At 52.2% G+C, this 25433-nt stretch carries 20 protein-coding genes and 2 tRNA genes; 3 read left to right on the top strand and 19 right to left on the bottom strand.

Features of this window, described 5'->3' with window-relative positions; translation table 11 throughout:
* Nucleotides 1-118 precede the first annotated feature (118 nt).
* The 9 genes from sucD to sdhC all read right to left on the bottom strand — a co-directional run bounded on the left by sucD (nt 119) and on the right by sdhC (nt 11876).
* Nucleotides 119-991: a succinate--CoA ligase subunit alpha gene (gene sucD / locus INT33_RS04620; RefSeq protein WP_007111115.1), complete on the bottom strand. Its 873-nt coding sequence runs from the start codon at nt 989-991 to the stop codon at nt 119-121.
* Nucleotides 991-2157: an ADP-forming succinate--CoA ligase subunit beta gene (gene sucC / locus INT33_RS04615; protein WP_018916615.1), complete on the bottom strand. Its 1167-nt coding sequence runs from the start codon at nt 2155-2157 to the stop codon at nt 991-993. The genes sucD and sucC overlap by 1 nt, the downstream gene beginning before the upstream one ends.
* A 145-nt stretch (nt 2158-2302) precedes the next feature.
* Nucleotides 2303-3739: a dihydrolipoyl dehydrogenase gene (gene lpdA, locus INT33_RS04610; protein WP_192536921.1), complete on the bottom strand. Its 1437-nt coding sequence runs from the start codon at nt 3737-3739 to the stop codon at nt 2303-2305.
* Between the two features lie 117 nt (nt 3740-3856).
* Nucleotides 3857-5446, bottom strand: coding sequence for a 2-oxoglutarate dehydrogenase complex dihydrolipoyllysine-residue succinyltransferase (gene odhB / locus INT33_RS04605; RefSeq protein WP_193091238.1), 1590 nt, complete (start codon nt 5444-5446; stop codon nt 3857-3859).
* 39 nt (nt 5447-5485) lie between these two features.
* Nucleotides 5486-8320, bottom strand: coding sequence for a 2-oxoglutarate dehydrogenase E1 component (locus INT33_RS04600; RefSeq protein WP_193091240.1), 2835 nt, complete (start codon nt 8318-8320; stop codon nt 5486-5488).
* 323 nt (nt 8321-8643) lie between these two features.
* On the bottom strand, nt 8644-9354 hold the full coding sequence (locus INT33_RS04595; RefSeq protein WP_018916611.1) for a succinate dehydrogenase iron-sulfur subunit: 711 nt from the start codon (nt 9352-9354) through the stop codon (nt 8644-8646).
* A 27-nt stretch (nt 9355-9381) separates the two neighbouring features.
* Nucleotides 9382-11154, bottom strand: a complete 1773-nt coding sequence (gene sdhA, locus INT33_RS04590) for a succinate dehydrogenase flavoprotein subunit (RefSeq protein WP_193091237.1) — start codon at nt 11152-11154, stop codon at nt 9382-9384.
* Between the two features lie 3 nt (nt 11155-11157).
* Nucleotides 11158-11505, bottom strand: coding sequence for a succinate dehydrogenase, hydrophobic membrane anchor protein (gene sdhD / locus INT33_RS04585; RefSeq protein ID WP_018916609.1), 348 nt, complete (start codon nt 11503-11505; stop codon nt 11158-11160).
* Entirely contained in the window at nt 11499-11876 is a 378-nt protein-coding gene (gene sdhC, locus INT33_RS04580) for a succinate dehydrogenase, cytochrome b556 subunit (RefSeq protein WP_026285629.1), read from the bottom strand. The genes sdhD and sdhC overlap by 7 nt, the downstream gene beginning before the upstream one ends.
* Before the next feature lie 537 nt (nt 11877-12413).
* Between sdhC and gltA the strand changes: the two genes are divergently transcribed.
* Nucleotides 12414-13700: a citrate synthase gene (gltA, locus tag INT33_RS04575; RefSeq protein ID WP_192536918.1), complete on the top strand. Its 1287-nt coding sequence runs from the start codon at nt 12414-12416 to the stop codon at nt 13698-13700.
* A gap of 645 nt (nt 13701-14345) precedes the next feature.
* Here gltA and INT33_RS04570 read toward each other — a convergent pair.
* From INT33_RS04570 to gltX, 3 genes are all read right to left on the bottom strand, one after another.
* A tRNA-Glu gene (locus INT33_RS04570) sits at nt 14346-14421 on the bottom strand.
* 21 nt (nt 14422-14442) lie between these two features.
* Nucleotides 14443-14518: transfer RNA gene (locus tag INT33_RS04565), tRNA-Ala, on the bottom strand.
* A 129-nt stretch (nt 14519-14647) separates the two neighbouring features.
* Complete coding sequence (gltX, locus tag INT33_RS04560) at nt 14648-16126, bottom strand: glutamate--tRNA ligase (RefSeq protein WP_193091236.1); 1479 nt, start codon at nt 16124-16126, stop codon at nt 14648-14650.
* A gap of 288 nt (nt 16127-16414) precedes the next feature.
* On the opposite strand from gltX, the gene INT33_RS04555 reads away from it, so the two are divergent.
* Nucleotides 16415-16939, top strand: a complete 525-nt coding sequence (locus tag INT33_RS04555; RefSeq protein ID WP_192536916.1) for a helix-turn-helix domain-containing protein — start codon at nt 16415-16417, stop codon at nt 16937-16939.
* Nucleotides 16940-16962: 23 nt separating this feature from the next.
* On the opposite strand, the gene INT33_RS04550 is transcribed toward INT33_RS04555, so the two are convergent.
* From INT33_RS04550 to INT33_RS04525, 6 genes are all read right to left on the bottom strand, one after another.
* A complete protein-coding gene (locus INT33_RS04550) occupies nt 16963-17541 on the bottom strand; it encodes a hypothetical protein (protein WP_192536915.1) in 579 nt (192 codons plus the stop codon).
* 131 nt (nt 17542-17672) lie between these two features.
* The gene (gene nfsA / locus INT33_RS04545) at nt 17673-18404 is read right to left on the bottom strand and encodes an oxygen-insensitive NADPH nitroreductase (RefSeq protein WP_192536914.1); all 732 of its coding nucleotides are present in this window, start codon (nt 18402-18404) and stop codon (nt 17673-17675) included.
* Between the two features lie 133 nt (nt 18405-18537).
* The gene (locus INT33_RS04540) at nt 18538-18804 is read right to left on the bottom strand and encodes a DksA/TraR family C4-type zinc finger protein (protein ID WP_192536913.1); all 267 of its coding nucleotides are present in this window, start codon (nt 18802-18804) and stop codon (nt 18538-18540) included.
* 125 nt (nt 18805-18929) lie between these two features.
* Nucleotides 18930-20336 (bottom strand): Na+/H+ antiporter NhaC family protein, encoded by a 1407-nt coding sequence (locus tag INT33_RS04535; RefSeq protein WP_192536912.1) that lies wholly within the window; start codon nt 20334-20336, stop codon nt 18930-18932.
* Between the two features lie 33 nt (nt 20337-20369).
* Nucleotides 20370-21659 carry an NAD(P)/FAD-dependent oxidoreductase gene (locus INT33_RS04530; protein WP_192536911.1) on the bottom strand — a complete coding sequence of 430 codons (1290 nt, stop codon included), beginning with the start codon at nt 21657-21659 and terminating at the stop codon, nt 20370-20372.
* Nucleotides 21660-21664: 5 nt separating this feature from the next.
* Nucleotides 21665-22462, bottom strand: coding sequence for an IclR family transcriptional regulator (locus tag INT33_RS04525; RefSeq protein ID WP_225736030.1), 798 nt, complete (start codon nt 22460-22462; stop codon nt 21665-21667).
* A 344-nt stretch (nt 22463-22806) separates the two neighbouring features.
* Here INT33_RS04525 and INT33_RS04520 point away from each other — a divergent pair, with 344 nt between their 5' ends.
* On the top strand, nt 22807-23574 hold the full coding sequence (locus INT33_RS04520) for a class I SAM-dependent methyltransferase (RefSeq protein ID WP_192536909.1): 768 nt from the start codon (nt 22807-22809) through the stop codon (nt 23572-23574).
* A gap of 90 nt (nt 23575-23664) precedes the next feature.
* On the opposite strand, the gene INT33_RS04515 is transcribed toward INT33_RS04520, so the two are convergent.
* Nucleotides 23665-25347 carry a methyl-accepting chemotaxis protein gene (locus INT33_RS04515; protein ID WP_192536908.1) on the bottom strand — a complete coding sequence of 561 codons (1683 nt, stop codon included), beginning with the start codon at nt 25345-25347 and terminating at the stop codon, nt 23665-23667.
* Nucleotides 25348-25433: the final 86 nt, after the last annotated feature.

Below are 25433 nucleotides of genomic sequence, written 5' to 3'. Positions count from 1 at the left end.
GAGTGTTTGGTCGCACTCTCATTTTACTCACTTGGATCCAGGCTTTTTCATTTATTAATGTTTATGGGACAGCAGTGCCCCGAAGGGTGCTTTTTTGACATGCAAGATAGAGCGTGACTTACCAGCCAGTCACTTCTTTCAGTGCATCGCCGATTTCCGCCAAAGAACGAACGGTTTTAACACCGGCGTCTTCCAGGGCAGCAAACTTCTCGTCAGCAGTACCTTTACCGCCAGAAATGATCGCGCCGGCGTGGCCCATACGCTTGCCAGGAGGTGCAGTAACACCGGCAATGTAGGATACCACTGGCTTGGAAACGTTGGCTTTGATGTAAGCCGCTGCTTCTTCTTCAGCCGTGCCGCCGATTTCACCGATCATGACGATCGCTTCGGTTTTCGGATCTTTCTCGAACATCTCCAGGATGTCGATAAAGTTGGAACCCGGAATCGGGTCACCGCCGATACCTACACAGGTAGACTGGCCGAAACCGTGATCAGTCGTCTGCTTAACGGCTTCATAGGTCAGGGTGCCTGAGCGCGATACGATACCTACGCGGCCCGGCTGGTGGATATGACCCGGCATGATACCGATTTTGCATTCGCCCGGGGTGATAACACCAGGGCAGTTCGGGCCAATCAGACGCACACCCAACTCGTCGCATTTTACTTTTGCTTCGAGCATATCAAGCGTGGCGATACCTTCGGTGATGCACACGATCAGCTTGATGCCTGCATTTGCAGCTTCAAGGATCGAGTCTTTACAGAACGGTGCCGGAACGTAGATAACGCTGGCTTCCGCGCCTGTTTTCTCAACCGCTTCTTTAACGGTGTTGAAAACCGGCAGACCCAAGTGCTCCTGGCCGCCTTTGCCCGGCGTTACACCGCCGACCATCTGCGTACCATAGGCAATCGCCTGCTCGGAGTGGAACGTGCCCTGGCCACCGGTGAAACCTTGGCAGATGACCTTGGTGTTCTTATCGATCAGGATACTCATTACTTGCCCTCCGCCGCTTTAACGACCTGCTGAGCCGCATCGGTCAGACTGGTAGCAGCGATGATGTTCAGACCGCTAGATGCCAGTTTCTCAGCACCCAGCTCGGCATTGTTACCTTCCAGGCGAACGACAACCGGTACGTTGACACCGACTTGCTCAACGGCACCGATAATGCCTTCAGCAATCATGTCGCAACGAACGATACCGCCGAAAATGTTAACCAGAACGGCTTTAACATTGTCGTCAGACAGAATGATCTTGAACGCTTCTGCAACGCGCTCTTTGGTCGCGCCGCCGCCAACGTCCAGGAAGTTAGCCGGTTTGCCGCCGCTCAGGTTGACGATGTCCATGGTACCCATGGCAAGGCCTGCGCCGTTAACCATGCAACCAATGTTACCGTCGAGAGCAACGTAGTTCAGTTCCCACTTCGCCGCATCGGCTTCACGCTGATCTTCCTGGGAAGGATCGCGCATGGCCTGCAGGTCCGGGTGACGATACAGCGCGTTGCTGTCGAGGCCCAGTTTGGCGTCGAGGCAGTGAAGATTGCCTTCGTCAGTAATAACCAGCGGGTTGATCTCTAAAAGCGCCAGATCTTTGTCATGGAACAGCTTGGAGAGGCCTAGGAAAATCTTGGTGAACTGTTTGATCTGGTCGCCTTTCAGGCCCAGAGCAAACGCCAGTTCACGCGCCTGGTACGGCTGTGCGCCGACCAGCGGATCGATTTCGGCTTTAAGAATCTTTTCCGGCGTTTCTTCTGCAACCGTTTCGATCTCGACACCACCTTCAGTCGAGGCCATGAAGACCACGCGGCGGGTAGTACGATCGACGACGGCACCCAGATACAGCTCATCAGCGATATCGGTGCAGGTTTCAACCAGGATCTTGGCAACCGGCTGACCTTTTTCGTCAGTCTGGAAGGTCACCAGGTTTTTGCCCAGCCACTGCTCAGCAAATGCTTTTGCTTCGGCGGGATCTTTGATCAGCTTAACGCCGCCCGCTTTACCGCGACCACCTGCGTGAACCTGGGCTTTAACAACCCACATGTCGCCGCCGATTTTTTTACACGCTTCTACTGCTTCTTCGGGAGTGTCCACGGCAAAGCCTTTGGACACTGGTAGACCATAATCAGCAAACAGCTGTTTGCCTTGATACTCGTGAAGGTTCATCGATTCATGCCATTGGTTGCATGTGACTCGAACGACAACCCGTTTTAAAAACGGGCTGTCCCCGTACTTTCGCGCGCTATTTTACAACATGCCCGAAAGTGATGCGCCACCTTATGGTGGCGCTTGGTTGTTACCGCTGAACTTATTAACGCTTTTTACGATTAGCCATATGAATTGCATGGCCTTCCACCGCGAGAGCCGCTTCGTGAATCGCTTCAGAAGTACTCGGGTGGGCATAGCAGGTCAACGCCAAGTCTTCGGCACTGGAGCCAAATTCCATTGCGATAACGCCTTGGGCAATCAGCTCACCCGCGTGCTGGCTGACGATATGCATACCCAGAATGCGGTCGGTCTCGGCATCGGCAATAATCTTGGCCATACCTTCAGGCGCATTGTTGGCAAGCGCACGACCGTTGGCCGAGAATGGGAAAGAGCCCGTTTTAACTTCGATGCCTTTGGCTTTGGCATCCTGCTCGGTCATACCTACCCATGCCACTTCAGGCGAGGTGTAGATAACGCTGGGGATGGCATCGTAGTTCATTTCAGCTTTATGGCCGGCAATAATATCAGCCACCATAACGCCTTCTTCAGATGCTTTATGCGCCAGCATCGGTCCACGTACGCAGTCACCGATCGCATAGACGCTCGGGACATTGGTACGGCACTGATCATCAACGAAAATAAAGCCACGCTCGTCAAGCTCAACGCCTACGCCGTCGGCAATAACGCCTTGCGTATAAGGACGACGACCCACGCAAACAATCAGTTTATCGAAGGTCATTTCCTGCTCGCCGTCACCATCGGTGTACTTAACGACGACTTCACTGTCCTTAACCTCAGAACCGGTCACGCGTGCGCCCAGTTTGATGTCCAGTCCCTGTTTCTTGAGCAGCTTCTGGGTTTCTTTGGCAATCGCACCATCAACCATCGGCAGGAAGCTGTCCATGGCTTCAAGAACGGTAACGTCAGAACCTAAACGCTTCCAAACACTGCCCAGCTCTAAGCCGATAACACCGGCACCGATAACCCCCAGACGCTTGGGTACTTCGGTAAACTCGAGCGCGCCTGTCGATGTCACAATCAGGTCGTCGGTCAGCGGCGTCGGCGGAATTTCAACCGGTACGGAGCCTGCGGCGATAACGATGTTGTCAGCGGTGTAGGTTGTCGCATTGCCATCGTGGTCGGTTACTTCAACTTCTGTGGAAGAAGTAACTTTGCCTTTACCTTCCAGTGAAGTAACGCCATTCGCTTTGAACAGCGCGCTGATGCCGCCAACGTTCTTGTTAATGACCGAGTTTTTGAACTCGAGCATTTTGGCGATATTAGCCTTCGGCGCGTCGATTTCGATGCCTACTTCGGCAAAGTGATCGCGCGCTTCAACAAACTTATGCGACGTTTCAAGCAGCGCCTTAGAAGGAATACAGCCGACATTCAGGCAGGTACCGCCATGAACGGTTTTGCCTTCTTTATTGACCCATTTCTCAACACAGGCTGTTTTCAGGCCCATTTGTGCTGCACGAATAGCAGCAACGTAACCGCCAGGGCCAGCGCCGATAACGATCACATCAAACTTGTCAGCCATGTTGGCTCCTTTAGCTTGGTGCCCTTCTCCCGTTTTGACATTAGCCGGGAGAGGGGCTGTGTGCGATTGCATTAGAAGGTGACGCGTAAATACGCGAAGATACGTAGTGACTGTATCTTAGACGTCCAGCAGCAGACGTGCCGGATCTTCCAGCAATTCTTTAATGGTCACCAGGAATCGAACGGCGTCTTTGCCGTCGATCATACGGTGGTCATAGGAGAGCGCCAGGTACATCATAGGGCGAATCTCGACCTTACCGTTGATCGCCATCGGACGATCCTGGATCTTGTGCATGCCCAAGATAGCGGTCTGCGGCGGGTTGATGATCGGCGTCGACATCAGCGAACCGAAAGTGCCACCGTTAGTGATGGTAAAGGTACCACCGATCATGTCGTCCATACCCAGCTTGCCGTCACGACCACGTTTACCAAAGTCGACAATCGTTCTTTCGACGTCAGCAATTTTCATATTGTCCGTGTCGCGCAGTACCGGCACGACCAGACCGCGGTCAGTAGATACCGCCACGCCGATATCCTGGTAACCGTGATAAACGATGTCGGTACCGTCGATAGAGGCGTTAACGTCCGGGAAGCGCTTGAGCGCTTCAGAGGCCGCTTTAACAAAGAAGCCCATAAAGCCCAGTTTGATATCATGCGCTTTGAGGAAGGTATCTTTGTACTGCGCACGCAGGGCCATGATTTCAGTCATGTCCACTTCGTTGTACGTCGTCAGCATCGCCGCCGTTTGCTGCGCCTGAACCAGGCGCTTGGCGATGGTCTGGCGCAAGCGGGTCATAGGTACACGCTTCTCAGCACGCTCGCCTTCAGCCACAGGCGCCGCCGCTGATTTAGCCGGTGCAGCAGCAGGTTTGGCAGCACCTTTCTTGGCGGAGCCATCTTTCACGGCTTTTTGCACGTCTTCTTTCAGGACGCGACCACCTTTACCCGTACCTTCAATCTTGGCAACATCAAGGTCGTGCTCAGCAATCAACTTACGTGCAGCCGGTGCAACGATCTTATCGCCCATCTTCTCATCGCTGGCGCCATCGTCAGCAGAGGCGGCTGGCTCTTTATCAGCCGCTGTCGCTACGTCGCTACCGCCGCCTTCAGTGAAGACTGCAAGAATCGCTTCGGACTCAACCTGGCTGCCCTCATCGGCCTTAATTTCAGCCAAAGCACCGTCAGCCGGTGCTACGACTTCGAGCACAACTTTATCGGTTTCAATATCAGCCAGCACTTCATCGCGCTTAACCGCTTCGCCGACTTTCTTATGCCAGGTAGCAACGGTGCCTTCCTGAATCGACTCAGGGAAGCTCGGCGCCTTGACGTCATGCTGCTTACCGCCGCTGCTGGCTTGCTTCTCTTCCTGCTTGGCGTCTTTCTTTTCGTCGGATTTCTCTTCGGATTTTTCAGCGCCATCATCGTCAGAAGATTTTTCTTCTTTCTTACCGCTGTCGTCGCCTGAAGCACTGCCTTCACCGATTTTGCCAAGCACCTGCTCAGACTCGACGGTTTCGCCCTCTTCGGCCATCACGTCAGTCAGGGTACCCGCTTCCGGTGCAACGACCTCCAGCACCACCTTGTCGGTTTCGATTTCAACAATCAGTTCGTCACGTTCGACGCTGTCACCCGGCTTTTTATGCCACGCAGCCACAGTACCTTCGGCAACGGATTCCGGAAAGGTTGGCGCTTTGATCTCAGTAGCCATGTCGTTTCCCTTATGTGTTCTCTAAATCCGGTGGGCGCTTTATAGATTAAAAGCGTCTTCCACCAGTTGGCGCTGCTGTTCAGTGTGAACGGACATGTAGCCCGCTGCCGGTGCGGCAGAGGCAGGACGTCCTGCAAATTTCAACTCGCGTCCTAGGCCATCTTTAAGCATATCGGCCACTGTACGCATGTGGTGTTGACTTGAATACCAGGCGCCTTGATTCAATGGCTCTTCCTGACACCAGACAATATCTTCCACATTGGCATACGCCTGGAGCACTTCCAGAAGCTCTTCTTTCGGGAAGGGATAGAGCTGCTCAAGACGAATAATCGCCGTATCGTTACGCTCATTCTCTGCGCGCCAAGCCGCCAGGTCATAATAGACCTTGCCTGAACACAGAATCACACGCGTTACCTCTTCAGCAACCAGATCCGCTTGATCCGGCAATACCATTTGGAATTTGCCGTGGGCAAGATCTTCAAGGCTCGATACCGCTTCTTTATGACGCAGAAGCGACTTAGGCGACATAACGATCAACGGCTTACGCAGCGGGCGAATAACCTGACGACGCAGCAAGTGATAAATCTGCGCAGGCGTTGTGGGTACGCACACCTGCATGTTGTGCTCAGCGCACATTTGCAGGAATCGCTCCAGTCGGGCAGACGAGTGCTCTGGACCCTGACCTTCATAGCCATGGGGTAGCAACATCGTCAGGCCACACAGCCGGCCCCACTTGGTTTCACCCGATGAAATAAACTGGTCGACCACCACCTGGGCACCATTAAAGAAATCACCAAACTGGGCTTCCCAGATAACTAGATCATTTGGCGCTGTGGTCGAGTAGCCGTATTCAAACGCCAGCACGGCCTCTTCCGAAAGGTAAGAGTCATGAATCGTGAACGTCGGCTGGCCATCGGCCATGTTTTGCAGCGGCACATAGGTAGAGCCATCTTTCTGGTTATGTACCACGGCGTGACGGTGCGAGAACGTACCGCGGCCTACATCCTGACCGGTAATCCGGATGGGATGGCCTTGTTCCAGCAAAGTGGCATAGGCCAGCGTTTCTGCAAAGCCCCAGTTCATGGCCATGCCACCGGCCTGCATCTTGCGACGGTCTTCGTAAATCTTGGCTACCTGACGCTGCACTTCGACCCCATCCGGAATCTCGCACATTTTCGCAGCCAGCTGCTGAAGACGCTTCATGTCAAAAGACGTGTCGGCATCGCCAGACCACTCATGCCCCAGGTACGGCGCCCAATCCACAAACAGGGATGTATTAGGCTCCTGCACCAGCGCATTGGCAACGTGGTTACCCGCGACCAAGTCATCGCGATAGGTTTCCATCATTGCTTTGGCGTCGTCTTTAGATAAAACACCCTGCTCAACCAGACGCTGCGCATAAACTGTGCGCGTTGAAGAATGGTCTTTGATCTTGGCGTACATTAGTGGCTGCGTACCGGAAGGCTCATCGGCTTCGTTGTGCCCACGGCGACGGTAGCAGACCAAATCAATGACAACGTCTTTTTTGAACTGCTGACGGTAATCCAACGCCACTTGGGTAGCATGGATAACGGCGTCAGGATCATCACCATTAACGTGAAAGATAGGCGCTTGAACCATCTTGGCGATGTCAGTGCAGTACTCAGTAGAACGAGCATCCAGGGGATTAGACGTCGTAAAGCCCACCTGGTTATTGATGACGATATGAATCGTCCCGCCAGTTTTATAGGCCCGGGTCTGAGACATCTGAAATGTCTCCATGACCACACCTTGACCAGCAAAAGCAGCATCACCATGAACATTGATGGGTAAAACTTTATCCCCTGCGGGATCTTTGCGGCGGTCTTGACGTGCACGTACCGACCCTTCAACCACCGGCGCTACGATTTCCAGATGCGACGGGTTGAACGACATGGCCAAGTGGACTTCGCCACCAGGTGACATGACGTTAGAGCTAAAGCCTTGGTGATATTTCACGTCGCCAGAACCACGCTCAATCACTTTCTTGCCGTCGAACTCGTCAATCAAATCAGCGGGATTTTTACCCAGAATATTGACCAACAAGTTAAGGCGACCGCGGTGCGCCATACCGATAACGACTTCCTTTGTACCATAACCGCCAGCACGCTGGATAAGCTCGTCCATCATAGGTACAAAGACTTCACCGCCTTCAAGACCAAAGCGTTTGGTACCTGGATATTTAGACGCCAAGTAAGTTTCCAAGCCTTCCGCAGCGGTCAGACGCTCAAGTACATGCTTGCGAACATCGTCACTAAACTTGGGAGCACTGCGTACTGATTCGAAGCGACGTTGTAGCCAACGTTTTTCTTCGGTGTCCACAATGTGCATGAACTCGCAGCCGATGGAGCGACAGTATGTCTTCTCCAGCGCATCCACGATGTCACGCAGCGGGGCCTTATCAATACCCAGGAAAAATGAACCGGTCTGGAACTCTGTATCAAGATCAGCTTTCGTCAGCTGATGAAATGACAAATCGAGGTCAGGGACGGGGGTGGGATTGCGCAGTCCTAGCGGATCGATATCGGCCTTTTGATGGCCACGAAAGCGATACGCATTGATCAGCTGCAGGACTTTAACCTGCTTTTTGTTCTCACCGCTATCGGCAGCGGCGACTACCCGACCAGGACGGCTTTCGCGGCCTAACTGGTAGAACTGATCACGAACGGGGCTTAGTGGAACATCGTGGGAGGCACTGCCCTCGGAACTGGGTAGCTGATCAAAATAGCTACGCCATTCGTCGGGAACAGCATCGGGATCGGCGAGGTACTGCTCGTAAAGCGCTTCCACGTAGTGGACATTGCCACCACTAACGTGAGAGGAACGCCACATTAACTCCATTATGCCTTGTTGCATCTCTCGGTCACCCTGCACTGATGGGGTGGTATCGGCATCGCTGCAAAAACGCAACGACATCGCTATTGCCCTGCCGGCGGGGCGGAACATTTGCCGGCGGCATCGGCTCAAAGCCGGAAGCCCTACTTATCTAGCGGTTCTTAATCAGTTCATGCTCAAAAGCCGGTACGTACAGCACCGGCTTTTAAACGTGTCTGGTCATAAGCTGCGACGCGTCGCCGCACCTTATGACAAACCCTATGATAACAAGCGAAGCGCCACGATTTAAGTAGCAAAGCGATACAAGTTGCGTGGCAATCGCTTTTTATTTGCTCAAAGGGTACTTACGTTGCATCCGCAAGCAGCATTTCACGGATTTTACCGATGGCGCGCGTCGGATTTAAGCCTTTCGGGCAAACTGCTACACAGTTCATGATGCCGCGGCAGCGGAACACTGAGAACGGATCTTCCAGATCGGTCAAGCGCTCGCGGGTTGCTGTATCACGCGAATCTGCCAGGAAGCGATAAGACTGTAGCAGGCCGGCAGGCCCGACAAACTTATCGGGGTTCCACCAGAACGACGGGCATGAGGTGGAACAGCAGGCGCACAAGATACACTCGTACAGGCCGTCCAACTTTTCACGGTCTTCGGGCGACTGCAAGCGCTCAATGGCGGGTGCTGGCGTTTCATTTTGCAGGTACGGCTGAATACGCTCGTACTGCTTATAGAAAATCCCCATATCCACAACCATATCGCGGATAACCGGCAAGCCAGGTAGCGGGCGCAAAGTCAGCTTGTTGTTTTTCACAACATCTGACAGCGGCGTAATACACGCCAAGCCGTTTTTGCCGTTCATGTTCATACCATCAGAGCCACAAACCCCTTCACGGCAGCTACGACGGAACGCCAGGCCACTATCCTGCTCTTTCATCAGGTGCAGTACATCCAGCACCATGATGTCGCGCCCTTTGGTATCAACTTGAAACTCCTGCATATAAGGCGCGGAGTCGGTTTCCGGATTATAACGGTATACGGATACCTGAAGATTGGACATTATAACTCCCTCTCGTCAATACGAAGCTTAGTAGGTACGAACCTTAGGTTCGAACGTATCAACAGTTTTTGGCTTAAAGTTAACATCGCGCTGCTTCAGCTCTTTCGTTGCGGGGAAGTAGAGCGAGTGTTTCAGCCAGTTGACGTCATCACGGTCCGGGTAGTCGTAACGCGAGTGGGCACCGCGGCTCTCTTTACGCTCAAGGGCAGCAATCGCCGTTGCTTCGGCCACTTCCATCAGGTTATCAAGCTCTAACGCTTCTACACGAGCAGTGTTGAAAGCGTTGGATTTGTCAGGCAAATGCGCATTGGCGATACGCCCACGCAGGTCGGCAAGCTTTTGAACACCTTCAACCATGTTTTTCTCTTCACGGAATACACCGAAAGAGTTCTGCATGATGTCCTGAAGCTCCGCCTTCAGCGCAGGAATACTCTCGCCACCTTCAGACTCATTCCAGCGGGTGATGCGCTTCATAGCGGATTCGATATCAGACTCGGAAGCGTCTAGGTACTCAATACCTTCGTTCAACGCGCCTTCGATAAACATGCCAGCCGCACGTCCAAAGACCACCAAATCAAGCAAAGAGTTCCCGCCCAGACGGTTAGCGCCGTGAACTGATACACAGGCTGCTTCACCACAGGCAAATAGACCGTTGATAATCTGGTCGTTGCCGCTTTCGTCCTGCAGAATCGCCTGACCATGAATGTTGGTCGGAATACCGCCCATCATATAGTGACAGGTAGGTACGACCGGAATCGGGTCTTTTGCCGGATCAACATGTGCGAAGGTTTTGGAAAGCTCAACGATACCCGGCAGGCGCTTGCCTAGAACTTCTTCGCCCAAGTGATCAAGCTTCAGGAAGACGTGATCGCCCTTCTCGCCACAGCCGCGGCCTTCCAGAATCTCCATCACCATGGAGCGCGCCACCACGTCACGACCCGCCAGGTCTTTCGCGTTGGGCGCGTAACGCTCCATAAAGCGCTCGCCGTCTTTATTGATCAGGTAGCCACCTTCACCCCGGCAACCTTCAGTCACAAGCGTCCCCGCACCGTAAATACCGGTCGGGTGGAACTGCCACATTTCCATGTCCTGCATCGGGAAGCCGGCACGCAGTGCCATACCAATACCGTCACCCGTATTGATCAGCGCATTGGTAGTAGAGGCGTAGATACGGCCTGCACCACCCGTCGCCAGCACGGTCGCTTTCGATTTAACGTGAACGACCTCACCGGTTTCAATGCACATAGCGATACAGCCAACCACGTCACCGCTGGCATTCTTCACCAGATCAACCGCGTACCACTCATTCAAGAACGTCGTGTTGTTCTTCAGGTTATTCTGGTAAAGCGTGTGTAGCAGTGCGTGGCCAGTACGGTCAGCCGCTGCACAGGTACGTGCTGCCTGACCGCCTTCGCCAAAATTCTTGGACTGGCCACCGAACGGACGCTGATAGATACGGCCATTATCAAAGCGAGAGAACGGCAAGCCCATGTGCTCAAGCTCAAATACGGCTTTAGGGCCTTCAGAACACATGTACTCTGACGCGTCCTGGTCAGCGATATAGTCGCCGCCTTTAACGGTGTCGTACATGTGCCAGCGCCAGTCATCATTAGGATCTGATGATGCAATAGCACAGGTAATACCACCCTGAGCAGAAACAGTATGGGAGCGTGTCGGGAACACTTTAGATAAAACGGCTGTCTTCTTACCGGATTTAGCCAGCTCCAGAGCAGCGCGCAGGCCAGCGCCACCGCCACCAATGATAATGGCGTCAAACGTCAGGCTACGAAGGTTAGACATGGATCAAGCTCCCCACAGAATTTGAATGCCCCACACCAGGTATACGAAGATGGCCAGAATGATCAGCGTCTGGGCACCTACGCGCAGTAGAGTGGACTTAAGGTAATCGGTGGTTACGGTCCACAGGCCAATCCAGGCGTGCGCTGCGATAGAGATAAAGGCTAACAGCGAGAAGATCCGCATCCACGTTTGGTTAAACAGACCGCTCCAGGTGTAGTAGTCAAGGTCTGGATGCAACAGCAGGTAGGCCACCATAAAGACCGTATAAACGGCCAGTACGACCGCGGAAACGCGCTGCATCAGCCAGTCAGACAGCCCGCTACGGCCAAAACTTGTGATGTTGGTTACCATACCCAAACTCCTGCCAGAATAATCAGAACCGCACTGACCACTACGGTGATCTGTGCTTTTTGCACACTACCTTCTAGCGTCACGCCAATATCTGCATCCATTAACAGGTGTTTAATACCTGCCACAAAATGGAACGCCAAAGCAGATAGCAGACCCCATGCAATGAACTTCGCCAATACGTTATTGGCTAGCGCATTGCTAACAGCATCAAAGCCTGCCGGAGATGACAGTGACTTACCCAGCGCCCAAAAAGCGAAAATCAGGCCCACGAACAAAATAACCCCCGTAACACGGTGGGTAATCGACGTCAGTGCCGGAAGTGGGAAGTGTATCGTTGTTAGATCTAAATTTACGGGTCGTTTGCTATTCACGGCTTATACACACTCTCTTGGCCCGCTCTGCGACAGGTCGGGCATAGCCCGAGCGGGCAGTGGTTGCTGGAAGGGGCTCGGCCGTTTGCCAAGTCTGGCACGACCACCTACCTGCCGGTCGCGCGCCGTGGATTATAAGAACCTTCGCCCCTGCTGACAAACCGATCTCGGACCTAACTCGACTATAGAGCAAAAAAAAAGCTATCAACCCGAGTCGATTTTGCGTTGCAGCATCGATATAGTGACAGAGCTGAGATGATTTGATAAGCCTGTTAAGGAGTCGTCAAACCTCTGACACTTCGCTACTATAACGAGCAGCAACTATATACAAGTATTGTTCACAATAATAATTTTGCATAACTACGCTTGTACGTTTGATATGCATAAAATTTTCACATGACGTTTTGCAGCGATGACGCCTAGCGTTTTGACTAATTGACAAAATGTCGCACGCTTCTATAGTGGGCAAGCCTTTTCGCCGGCGCGGTCTGCGAAACAATGACTTTACGTCCAACCCGAATCCGAAAGGAGGCCAGCATGGCTGACAGGAAAGCAACATTGACGGTAGACGGTCTCGATAAATCGATCGAGCTACCCATGTATTCCGGCACACTTGGCCCTGACGTTATTGACGTTCGTGGACTAGGTGCTGAAGGCCTGTTTACCTACGATCCCGGCTTTATGGCCACCTCTTCCTGCCAATCTGCCATTACCTATATTGATGGCGGCAAGGGCGTACTGCTACACCGCGGTTACCCCATTGACCAACTGGCGAAAGAGTCCAACTTTGTTGAACTAAGCTACACTCTGCTGTTTGGTGAGCTGCCTAACGATGAGCAGTATGCGGATTTCGCGGCACGTATCCGCAACCACACGATGGTGCACGACCAAATCAACAACTTCTTCAAAGGGTTCCGCCGTGATGCGCACCCCATGTCGATTCTTTGTGGCGTAGTCGGCGGCTTGGCGGCCTTTTACCATGACCACATGGACATCACCAAAGAAGAAGACCGCATTATCAGCGCTATTCGTTTGATTGCCAAAATGCCTACTCTGGCGGCCATGTCGCACAAGTATAATGTTGGCCAGCCGTTTAACTATCCGCGCAACGACCTGAGCTATGCAGAGAATTTTCTCTACATGATGTTTAGCAACCCGTGCGAAGAGTACAAAATCAACCCGGTCTACGCGAAAGCGATGGATCGCATTTTCATGCTGCATGCCGATCATGAGCAGAATGCGTCCACCTCTACCGTACGCCTGGCAGGCTCTACCGGTGCCAACCCGTTTGCATGCATCAGTGCGGGTATCGCTGCACTATGGGGCCCAGCACACGGCGGCGCTAACGAAGCCGTACTGGCGATGCTTGATGAGATCGGCGACGACTCTGAAGAGAACATCCAGCGCTTTATTGATAAGGCAAAAGACAAAGAAGACCCGTTCAAGCTGATGGGCTTTGGTCACCGCGTATATCGCAACTTTGACCCTCGCGCCAAGGTAATGAAAGAGACCTGCGACGAAGTGCTTGCCGAACTAGGCATGGCTAACGATCCGCAGCTCAAAATTGCCAAACGCCTTGAACAAATTGCGCTGGAAGATGAATACTTCGTCGAGCGTAAGCTCTACCCGAACGTCGACTTTTACTCAGGCATCATTTTGAAAGCGATGGGCATTCCCACCAATATGTTCACGGTTATCTTTGCCGTGTCGCGCACCATTGGCTGGATCTCTCATTGGCACGAAATGCTGAGCGAAAGTTATAAAATCGGTCGGCCTCGCCAGCTTTACATCGGCCACGACCAACGTGATTACCCGAAGAAATAAATTTTCGTCGGCGCACATCTAAATGAAGAAGGCCACCCTCGGGTGGCCTTCTTGGTTTACGTGCCTGCGTGCTTCTATATGGCCACTCCTTTTAACTCTCCACCTTATCTTTTGGCCATCACTACCCTACCTTATTGACGCCCCCTGTACGCACCTTTCAATGGGCCACTAAGCCAACTAGCCATACTTCAACCAAGATCTGTTCAAACGTCTATATCCCACCCTCTCAATAGACGAAAGCACCAGCCAAAAGGCTCGCAATAGGCTGTAATAGCGCTTGACTTTTTAAGGAGCCAGGATAGAAAAATGTTTTCCACACTATCTGTGGATAAGCTTGTTCATAACCTCGCAGGAATGCCCCACAATCGCCATGAACAGTGACCTAGCCTTAGATTGGTTATTTTTTAACCTCTCGTAAGTAATTGTTTTTAAACAAGATAAGCTATTTTGAATATTTTTCGCGGGTGCAGCAAGGGGTTGTGCACAACCTGCCCAAAGGATCACCAAAAGTGGACAAGTCAAGCAAAAAAACCGCAATTAAAGTGAGGATTTAGCCGTTTTTCAGACTAACAGGCAGGCAAAAACGCAGCGAATGAATTAACTCATTGCCACATTGATATCGGGATAGGAAAGTATAAAAAGAGATGGCGTCCCATAGGGGGTTCGAACCCCTGTTACCGCCGTGAAAGGGCGGTGTCCTAGACCACTAGACGAATGGGACGTTACGACAAATCTACTTAATTGGTGGAGCCTAGCGGGATCGAACCGCTGACCTCAACACTGCCAGTGTTGCGCTCTCCCAGCTGAGCTAAGGCCCCACATGTCTTGAAGACGGAGCGTATAGTACTGATTACGCTTGCCTTCGTCAACCTCTCAATCAAAGGAAAACGCCACCCTCTTAGTAGCTACATAAAGATGGCGTTTTCTGCAGCGATTAGCTTATCGAATTACAGGTCGCGATACTCTTTCTCAAAGCGCTTCGCCTGTTTCTTGGAAACGCCGCCCAGTACATCAATAGCACTGCGCAGGCGCGCGCGGGTTACATCTGAGCCTAGTATCGCCATGGCATCCATAACGGATGTACTTGAGGCACTTCCCGTAATGGCGATAAACACAGGCGCCAGGAACGCTTTCATTTTAAGCTCAAAGTGTTCAGCGAGGCTTTTCACCTCTTCCAGTAGAGCTTCTTTATGCCAGGCTGGCACGACCTCAAGGCGCCAGACCAAAAACTGCAGCAGTTTTACCAGCTCCTCTTTATCCAGCTTCACGCTATCAAAATCATCTTCGCTGAGCGCAGGCAACCCGGAGAAAAAATGCCCGGCCAGCGGCATTACTTGTGAAAGCGTTTCTACCCGTGGGCGCACCTGCGGCAGAATCTGCTTCACATAAGCGTCATTGAACGCCCATTCGCGCAGCGCGTTAAGTAGCGCATCGTCATCTAGATCCTCACGAATATAAACGCCGTTGAGCCAGGTGAGCTTTTCAAGATCAAATACCGGCCCGCCCAGCGATACTCGCTGGATATCAAACTCAGCCATCATATCGGATAGGCTAAATTTCTCGCGTTCATCGGGCATGGACCAACCCATGCGACCCAGGTAATTGGTAACTGCTTGGGGTAAAAAGCCCATACGGCGATAGTAATTAATCGACGTGGGGTTTTTACGTTTAGAAAGCTTGGACTTGTCGGGATTACGCAACAGCGGCATATGACATAGCTCAGGCATATCCCAACCAAAATATTCATACAACAGCTGATGTTTCGGCGCCGAGTTAATCCACTCTTCACCGCGTAGAACGTGAGTAATGTCCATTAAATGGTCATCGACGACGTTCGCCAGATGATAGGTAGGCATTCCGTCGGACTTGAGCAGTATCTGCGCATCGACCTGAGCCCACTCCACTTCAATCGTGCCACGCAGCATATCATTAACTACGCAGACGCCTTCGCCTGGCACCTTCATGCGTACTACGTAGGGCCAATCTTCTTGCTCACGACGAGCTACTTCCGCTTCATCCAAGGCCAAATCGCTTGGTTTCAGGGCCAGCTGCAAACCTTCGGCCTTACGGGATTCACGCAGCTCATCTAACTCTTCTGCGGTTCGGAAACATTTAAAGGCATGCCCGGCATCCAGCAACTGCTGAGCGTACTTCGCATAAATATCGCCACGCTCACTTTGGCGATAAGGGCCATGCGGGCCACCAACATCGGGACCTTCATCCCACTCAAGGCCTAGCCAGCGTAAGGAATCCAGAATCATTTGCTCTGACTCAGGCGTCGAGCGCACGCGATCCGTGTCCTCAATGCGCAAGATAAACTGGCCGCCATGCTGACGCGCAAAGCATAAATTGAACAGCGCAATATAAGCCGTACCAACGTGGGGGTCTCCTGTTGGGGAGGGTGCAATGCGAGTACGTACAGTCATGAAGACATCCTTAATAGCGAGAAAGCGTGGCGATATTATACCTACCCTACGCGCAACCAACAGCGTCATAAAGGGAACGACTAGCGTATAAAAGCGTCATATAAAAAGTCATAAGGTTATAGATTACAAGATGCGCGACATTGCACAATCGCTTAGTATGTCGCCGCGCCTATGATCGGCGATCATGCTGATAAAAAGTGTTTAAACACACCCAGCATGCCCACATCACCGCGCTTGCGGTGGAAGTAAACAGAACGAGCTGATAAAGCTCACTTATAGGAAATCGAAATGGAATCGCTAGGCTCACGAATCAAGCAATTGCGGCTTCGGGCCAAGCTAAATAAAGCTGCCCTAGCACGCAACGTTGGCGTGTCGGATGTCACTATCTCTTACTGGGAATCAGGCGCAATTAAGCAAATCGGTCATGAGCGCTTAGTCGCACTTGCCGAAGCGCTCGACTGTTCGCTTGCCACCCTGTTAGAAGGTGACACTGCTCCTCAACTATTGACGTTGACGCACACTGGCCCCCTCCCCTGGGAACAGGTACAGGCAACGACAATTACCGTGCCGCATCACCTGTCTTTAAACATTGACTGGAAGGCGCCATGCGTTATGGCCACTCCCGGTCCTGACACAGACTTCGCCCCTGTTGCAGCGAATGATCTACTGCTACTGGGTCCGACGCATGTGTTTCATAAAGCAGGGCATTACCTTATAAAACGTGATGATCGCTTTGTCCTTGAGCACTTTGCAAAAGCGCCCTCTGACACTGCTATTCACGCCGTACTACTCGCCCATTGGCGTTCTGTCTAAAGCATCCCCCTCCCCATAATATTTTAATGAACTTCCACCTGGTCACGTGTTCGTCTTGGTTCATCCCCCACCAAGAAACGGCGTGAGTAGGTGGCCAACTGTCCTAACCCATGGCGGGATTGGCTTACCAGCTCTCCCGCCAAATGCTCCCCACGGCGACCAATGCGATCTTGCACAGCCTCAGGCTGTACGCTTGCTGCGGAAAGCTGCACGCTTACTACATAAGTGCCATCCGGCAAACCGCTTCCCGAACCGAACGGGCCAGCACTGAAGCGACCATTATTTACATTGGTACGCGCATGCCAACGAACTCGACTTACTTCACGCTCTACAATGATCTGCACCTGCGCCTGATCAGGAAGATTGGTTTCGCCTTCAACCATTAAACGCCGGTCAGTGCGCAAGGAAACAGATGTCGAGATCGCCACCTCTAAAGGCGCGACCGATGCCTGCTCAACGTTTTTTGGCGCATCAGCAGGTAGAACGTTGCTGGATGTCTGATCCGATCGTTCACGAAGCGGTTCATGCTCCTCGTCACCACAACCTGCGATCAATAGCGACACGACCATTACTAAACCCACACCCGCTTGTAGCTTATACATAATGCTTCCTCGACAACGGCAGTTTACAGATTATCACTGCAGCCCTAAGACCACAGTGAATTAGGCCGTTCACGAAGTAAATTAAGTCGCCCAGCAGTGGCCTTTGCCATTGCGTTGACCTAACAGCGCTTTTATTTCATTTCAAAACCACGCTCGATCAGGAAGTCACGCATATGCGGACGCAGCTTGTTATCAAATAGCGGCTTTAGGTTTTGCGACCAGTCGGAATGTTTATTACCACTGCTACGCGATTGATAATACGTCTGCATGGTGTCATCAAACGCTTGCACCTGCGCGCTGTCGTCACTGTAGTAGTCTTCTTTTAAAATAGCCTCAACCGGCAGGCGGGGCTTTACTTCTGGCTCATGGGCCGGGTAGCCAAGGCACATACCAAATACGGGGTAAACATGCTCAGGCAGCTTTAAAAGATCGCTGACAGCCTGTGGATTATTGCGGATCCCGCCGATATAACAGATGCCCAACCCTTCGGATTCAGCGGCTGTCGCGACATTCTGGGCCATTAAAGCGGTGTCTACCGTGGCTACCAGCAGCTGCTCGGTCATTCCGCGTACGACGTTGGAACCCGCTCGCTCAGACGCCTCGGTTGGGCGTTTCATATCGGCACAGAAGACCAGAAAATCTGCACAGCTGGCAATATATGACTGCCCCCCCGCCAGCTCAGCAATCTGCTCGCGGTTAGCTGCGTTTTTGACATGAATAACCGTGTATGCCTGAACATGGCTGGACGTTGCAGCGCCTTGCCCTGCCTGGATAAGCTCGATCAGTAATTCGTGCGCAACGGGGCGATCGCTGAATTTTCGAATGGAGCGGTGGGATTTCAAGAGTTTAATAACGTCGTTCATGGTTCCTCGTCTAAATAGAGTATCGCTTATCGAACATTAGAATTGCACAGCACCACGCCGCTAGCTTACTGCTAAACGTTTCACCAAATAAGATGCAATATATTAGGCCTCAAGAAAAAGTATAGTGGGCCTGCTAGCGAAGCTGGCTATCTTTACTACCTCGACGATTATAACTGCCAGCATTCGACTGTTTTTTATCGTGCTCGTTCTGACAAGCAACGCATAGCCGTACACCGGGAACAGCAATACGGCGTGCCTCAGGGATCACCCCATCACACTCTTCACAATATTTACGACTTTCCCCCCGAGGGAGTCGGCTGCGAGCCAGCTCAACGGCATCGTCCAGCGTTCTTTCGATTTGCTCTTGTTCGGCACCATCCTTTGCCCATCCGCCTGCCATTATCTATCTCCTGTTTATTGGCCTACCTATCAAGATAGCAATAATAAGTCTTGCTGCTTAACAACGGAGAGTTTTGCTGATGTCGTAAAGCTGATTGATAAGCAGGTGGAGCCAAGCGTTAAATATTAGAGCGACAGACCAACAACCAAATAGGCGGCCAGAGAGAACAGAGCAACGGTCAATGCAAACGGGATTTGGGTTTTAATATGGTCAATGTGATCAGAAGCCGCCCCAGTGGACGCAAGCACCGAAGTGTCCGATAGCGGTGAGCAGTGATCTCCGAACACTCCTCCACCGGCTACGGCAGCAACCGTTGCATATATCAGCGGGGTAAGCACATCGCCACTAAAATTAAATGCCAGAGGCACTGCCAGCGGCATCATGATCGCGAAAGTACCCCAGGATGAACCTGTTGAAAAAGCTACCAATGCCGCAATTAGAAACGTCATGGCGGGCAACAGCGAAGGCGTAAGCCAGCCCGAGGAAATTTCCACGATATAGCTGGCGGTGCCCATATCCTTGGAAAGCTGATTAAGCGAATAAGCCAGCGCAAGAATAATAATGGCCGGCATAACGCCTTTCATTCCTGAAATTGCTGTTTTCATGATGTCGTTAAAGGGGATGCCTTGCAGGCGCATTACAACGCCCAGGAATACCGCAGCGGCCAAAAAAGCTTCCATGGTTTTAGCAGAACCCATGACAATGAAAGTTCCTACCGCGACACCAATAACAATCATTACCGGGGCAAAAAAGTTTAACAGTAGCCCCGTACGTGCGCCTTCATAGGCGGGAATTTCCGTCAACTCCTCACCCACCAGGGGCTCGGCACCATCGCGAAGCACTTTTCCTTCTTCTTGCGCACGCTTTTCGGCCTGACGCATGGGCCCAAATAGAGGAATGATGCCAATTATCACCAGGCCCACCATAAGTACAGAAAGCCAGGCATAGAGGTTAAAAGGGATCGCATTAAGAAATACGCCCATCGCCTGCCCGGCAGTTTCAATGGGCCCCATACCAATCAGCAGGCCAGAGATAAATACGGCCCACCCGGTGATTGGAACCAATACGCTGACCGGTGCGGATGTTGAGTCGGCAATATAGGCAAGCTTTTCACGGGAGACCCTGTAGCGGTCAGTCAAACCGCGCATCGTACTACCCACGAACAAGGGGCTGAAATAGTCGCTAAAGAAGACAAACATACCCATCAGCCAGGCTATGAGCTGAACGCGGACACGTGTTAAGGCGCGACGCTCAACCCAAGCCGTAAAGTTTTGGATGGCTCCGGTGCGCTGAAAGAAAGCAATGACCGTACCAATGAACAACTCGAGAAGCAGTATCCAGGAGAAGCTGGTCGTGCCCAACGTTTCCTTTAACAGGGTGGGAAAGCCCATCAAGCCATTCCCCAGTGTAATCACGCCGACAAAGCAGGCCACTGCTAATGAGAAAACGGTATTACGCGTAATAAATGCCAGGATAATAGCTAACGTGGCAGGAAGAATGGACAGCAATCCGATATGTGCTTGGGGATCCATAGGAATCTCTCTGTTTTTATAAGGAAGGAGCTTTCAAGTTTCACGTTTTGCTTTACGACGCTCGATACCGCTTTTTAAATAGAACCCCAGCTTGCGTATCGGGCTCGGGGGCATCCAGCTGGCTTTACCAAATAGCGATGCAATATCCTCAACCGGTAAACCTAACGCATGGCGCGCCAGGGCATCCCCCAAATAGGTGCCTTTGACTATTCCCCCACCGTTACACCCAGCCGAGACATACAGGCCTGACTGCAGTTCACCCCAAAACGGCGCGCCGTTATACGTCAGGCCCGTGGTTCCGCCCCACATCTTGTCGAAATGCACAGGGCCAAGCTCAGGATAGCGAGCCTCAAGACTGGCTTTCAGCTCAGCCTCAATAAGTGCATTGTCAGCCTCTTTTTCGTAGCTATAACGTGAGCGAATCATCAGCCGTCCATCACTGGTGGTTCGCAGCGTACAACCCAGGCGGTGCGCCGGCAGTAGTCCCCATTGCTCACTAATAATGCGCTGCTGGTCGGCGCTAGAGAGAGGAGGCGTTAATGCTGCATACGTATAGATGGCCGTTAACCGCGAGGTGTCAGCACCTAATGCACGCGAGAACGCATTGTTGGCAAGAATGACGGTTGGCGTTTTAACTTCGCCTTCAGGCGTGATTACGCGCCAGCCAGCGCCATCAGGTAAAACGCCGATAGCCGGTGAGCGTTCAAATAGCTGAATGGCAGGATCAAGGTTATCCACCAAGCCGGTGATCAGTGCAGCCGGTTGCACCAGATAGCAATCCGGCGAATAAAGCCCCTGCTGGTAGTAATTAGTGCCCAGCCGTTCATAAAGCTCAGCCTTATCAATAGCTTGATAGCTTAAGCCAGCCCCTTCGAGAAACTCACGGTATTGGTGTAGCGCATGCTGCCCAATATCGCTACGTGCCGCTCGATAGGTGCCGCTATGATGAAGCTGGCAATCAATGCCATATTGCTCGACTCGCTCACGCAATAGCGCCATCGTTTGGCGACTAAGCGCGTTCAACTTGGCCATACGCGCCAATTCATTGGGATGCGCGTCATTAGCTAGCGCCACTTCAAGCATGAAACCAGAATTTCGCCCAGGGCTACCTTCACCGATGCTATCGGCTTCAAGTAACGTAACGCGGTCTTGGGAATGATGTTTTTGCCACGCCATCGCCGCAGCCACACCCGTATAACCAGCGCCAATAATCACCACGTCGGCGACGTCAGAGCCTTGAAGAGATGGTTTTTCCTGGCGCGTGGGTAGCCAGTCGTTCCAGCCGCAACTTCGCTGGTGAGTAGGGTGAGTGGGTAGTGACATGGTAGTTATTCCAGATAAAGTAATCCGTGGGCCTGATCAATCATTTCGCGAACCTCAGAGTGCATGTTTTCCAGAACCTCTTTGCGGTGAGTGTCCGTCATGCGCGACTTGAGCATTGAGCAGCTCATCGCGCCCAACGGGTGCCCGCTATGATCAAGAATGGGAATAGCTAGCCCGGCGTATTCGGGCAGCAAAGAGCCTTCAACGCCCCGCGCAAATCCGTGCTCCTTTAGGTGGGTAATTTCAACGTTGACTGCCGCAATGGAAATCCCATACTCATTCAGAAGAGTTTCTGCATTGCGGCTTAATATGTCTTGTTGCTCTTCAACGGGAAGGTAAGCGAGCAGCGCAATAGAGGCTTGCCCTACGCCTAACGGCACACGTCCCCCCGTCGCTCGTACAAAACTGCCAACAGGATAGGCGCCGTTTTGGACTTCCAGGCAGACCGCATTAACGCCATCCTGAGCAAACAGATAAAAACTATCCCCAAGCCGTTGGGCTAGCGCCAATAACCTGGGACGAGACAAGTCACGAAGCCCCGCCCCATTACCCGCCTGAGCACCTAGCACCAGGAGTTCGTAACCCAATAGATAACGGCCTCTAACAGGTGATGATCGCAAATAACCTTGCTGCTTAAGGCTTTTCAGCAAGCGATAAAGTGTGGGACGACTGAAGTCAAGCGCCGTTAAATAGTCGTCGATGCTTGCACCACGGTGGCCACCCTGCGCCGTCACTTTTAGTATCTGCATTGCATGAATCAGCGTGGCGGGCCCAGCACGATGAGATTGCTCATAAGTTGACATGGTTTTTATCATTATTGGCTTCTTTGTTTTAAAACATAACAAGACAAAACGACCAATTCATCTCACATAGTGAGACATGCAAATTAATACAATAAAACGACTTTTCCTTTGATGGAGAGTCAAAGGCGGAGTGTGATTAAAATCGTGTCTGACGTGATGAGCTAGATAGCAAGCACTAGACCGTAAGTGATCTTATAAGGCAGAAAAGGCGCTCAAAAGTGGCATCTGAGTTAACGTTCATACGCTTAAAAAATCAGATATTTTCTTGTCGGCGCAGACGTTATGCCGCCGCAGGCTATACTCTTTGTACTCCCCTTGAAATATAACGATGCTAGGAAGCCGCCATGAACAACATTACGCCGAATGCGCCTGGTCAAGAGTGGGATGCTGGCCAATATGCTAGAAATGCTGACTTTGTTTCCAAACTGGGTAGTGATGTCGTTAAGCTGCTCTCGCCTCAACCGGGCCAACGCATTTTAGACTTGGGCTGCGGTGACGGTGCATTAACTGAGCAATTGATGCAGCTCGGCGCCGATGTGTTAGGCGTTGATACCTCAGAGGACATGGTGGAGGCCGCCCGCCAACGCGGGATTACCGCGCGTCTGGTTGATGCGCACGACCTTCCATTTGATCACGAATTTGATGCCGTTTTTAGCAACGCTGCTCTGCACTGGATGCTTGACCCACAAGCGGTTCTGTCTGGCGTTAAGCGTGCATTGAAACCGGGCGGTCGGTTTGTCGCTGAGTTTGGTGGGCACGGTAACGTTGCGGCCATTTGCACCGCACTGATTGCGTCGCTTCAGTTTCGAGGGGTTAGCGCTCGCGGGCGGCATCCATGGTATTTCCCAACCACCGAAGAGTACGCCCACTTACTACAAACCGTTGGATTTCAGGTGGATTCCATCGAGCTGATCCCTCGCCCTACTGCGTTACCTACAGGCATGACAGGTTGGATTGAAACCTTCGCCAGCCCGTTTTTACATGGGCTGGAAGAGGATCTCCGCCACTCCATAATTGATAACACCATCATGCTGCTGAGCCATAGTTTAAACGATGGCCAAGGCAATTGGACCGCTGACTACGTACGCTTACGGGTATCAGCCCACGTCTAGTTTGTACTGAGAAGACGTTCTACTCAGCACCCTGACCAGGCTTGTTAACTTTCTTACCAGCCCGGTCAGGTGAAACACCAAAACGTTTATTTAAAACTCATCCCAATCATCAGCGGCCGTTTCTTTAACACCAACCTGTCGGGAAGGCTTTTTAGTAGAGGAGCTAGTCTCCGTAGACCATGATGAGGGCAATGCAGAAGACGCCAAATATACTGGGGCCTTACCTGCCTGCTCATCAAGGCGAAAAGTTGCCATGAGTTCGGCTAATTGACGCGCCTGATCTTCAAGCGCCCCAGCGGCGGCACTGGTTTGTTGCACCAGTGCGGCATTTTGCTGAGTGACTGAATCCATTTCCGTCAGCGCCGCATTTATTTGCTCGATACCTCCGGTTTGCTCACGGCTTGCCGTTGATATTTCGCCCATCAGGGCGGTTACCTGACCGATCGCCTGAACCGTTTGCTGAATGGTGTGCCCACTGCGTTCAGCCTGCGCGGCGCCACCTGTGATTTGCGACGTCGTTTGCTCAATTAAGCCACGAATTTCCTTGGCTGATTCCGCACTACGGGTGGCAAGCAAGCGAACTTCACTGGCGACGACCGCAAACCCGCGCCCTTGCTCACCGGCTCTAGCAGCTTCAACCGACGCATTAAGCGCCAGAATATTGGTTTGAAACGCAATCGAGTCGATCACACCGATAATATCGTTAACGCGATTCGCGCTGGCCGCAATGTCACGCATCAACTGCACCGTATGCTGAACTTCCTCTCCCCCCGCCTTGGCAGACTGCGAGGCCGCCACCGACAGCTGGTCGGCGGCTACCGCCGTTTCGGCATTTTTGCTCACCGTGGTCGACATTTCTTCCATGCTCGAAGCCGTCTGCTGAAGCGCCGATGCCTGCTGCTCGGTACGTGAGGAGAGATCCTGGCTTCCTACCGAGATATCGCCAGCACCGCTAAAGACACTTTCACTGCTGCTTCTTAACGAGATGACCAGCGTTTTTAGCTTAGCCTGCATTGTGGCTAACGCGCTAAATAGTTGGCCCACTTCGTTTCGACCCCGCGCTTCGATACGCCCGGTCAAGTCACCGTCGGCAATATGCGCAAAATGCGCTATCGCCTGGTTAAGCGGGTGTACTACGCCACGCATCATTGCTATACGGATAAGAATCGCCGCAACAAAGGAAATGAACAGCAAGACCAGGGCGATGACCCCGATTATTTGCGCTAGCTGGTCAACTTGCTCAATCACTCGCCGCCCTCGACTCTCGGTATAGGTAATAAAATCCCCCATGGCCTCGTCAAGCTGGGCGCTGCTCTCGCCTAACGCCTCCTGACGCCGCTGAACCTGAAACGGCGCCGCTTCCAGCAAAGGTATGATGCCATTAATAACGAACGCTTCGTAAGCCACCACTACCGCCTCGCGATAGCCTGCCAATTCGCTTTCCGATAGTACTGGAAGCGCTTGAAACTCATCAAAGCGCGCCTGCGCTGCGGCGACTGCTTCCGTCGCCATTAGTAGGCTGGCTTGGCCTTTTTCCGGGTTCCCCTGAGTGCTAAAGCTTGCAAAACGGTCCAGAAAAGTTTGCGCTCTTAACGCATTGACCTGGGTTCGGTTGGCAAGGTTCGTCAATCGCACATTGATATCGGCAAGCTCCTCAAGTGCTCGGCCACTTGTATGATTGGCGTAAAATCCAAGGCCACTGATCAATCCGATCATAAGTACCATCAATGCCAATGCAGCGGTCAAACCCCACTTAATCGAGAGATGCCTCATCTATTTGATCCCCTTGCTTTTTTAGATATTGATCATTAACAGAGGCCAGAATAAACCAAGCAGAAGCTTTTTACGGCGTACTATCG

The organism is Halomonas colorata (genome assembly GCF_014897985.1).
Lineage (GTDB): Bacteria > Pseudomonadota > Gammaproteobacteria > Pseudomonadales > Halomonadaceae > Vreelandella > Vreelandella colorata.
The sequence above is the reverse complement of the archived record's forward strand: the minus strand, read 5'-3'. Positions and strand labels throughout refer to the sequence as shown.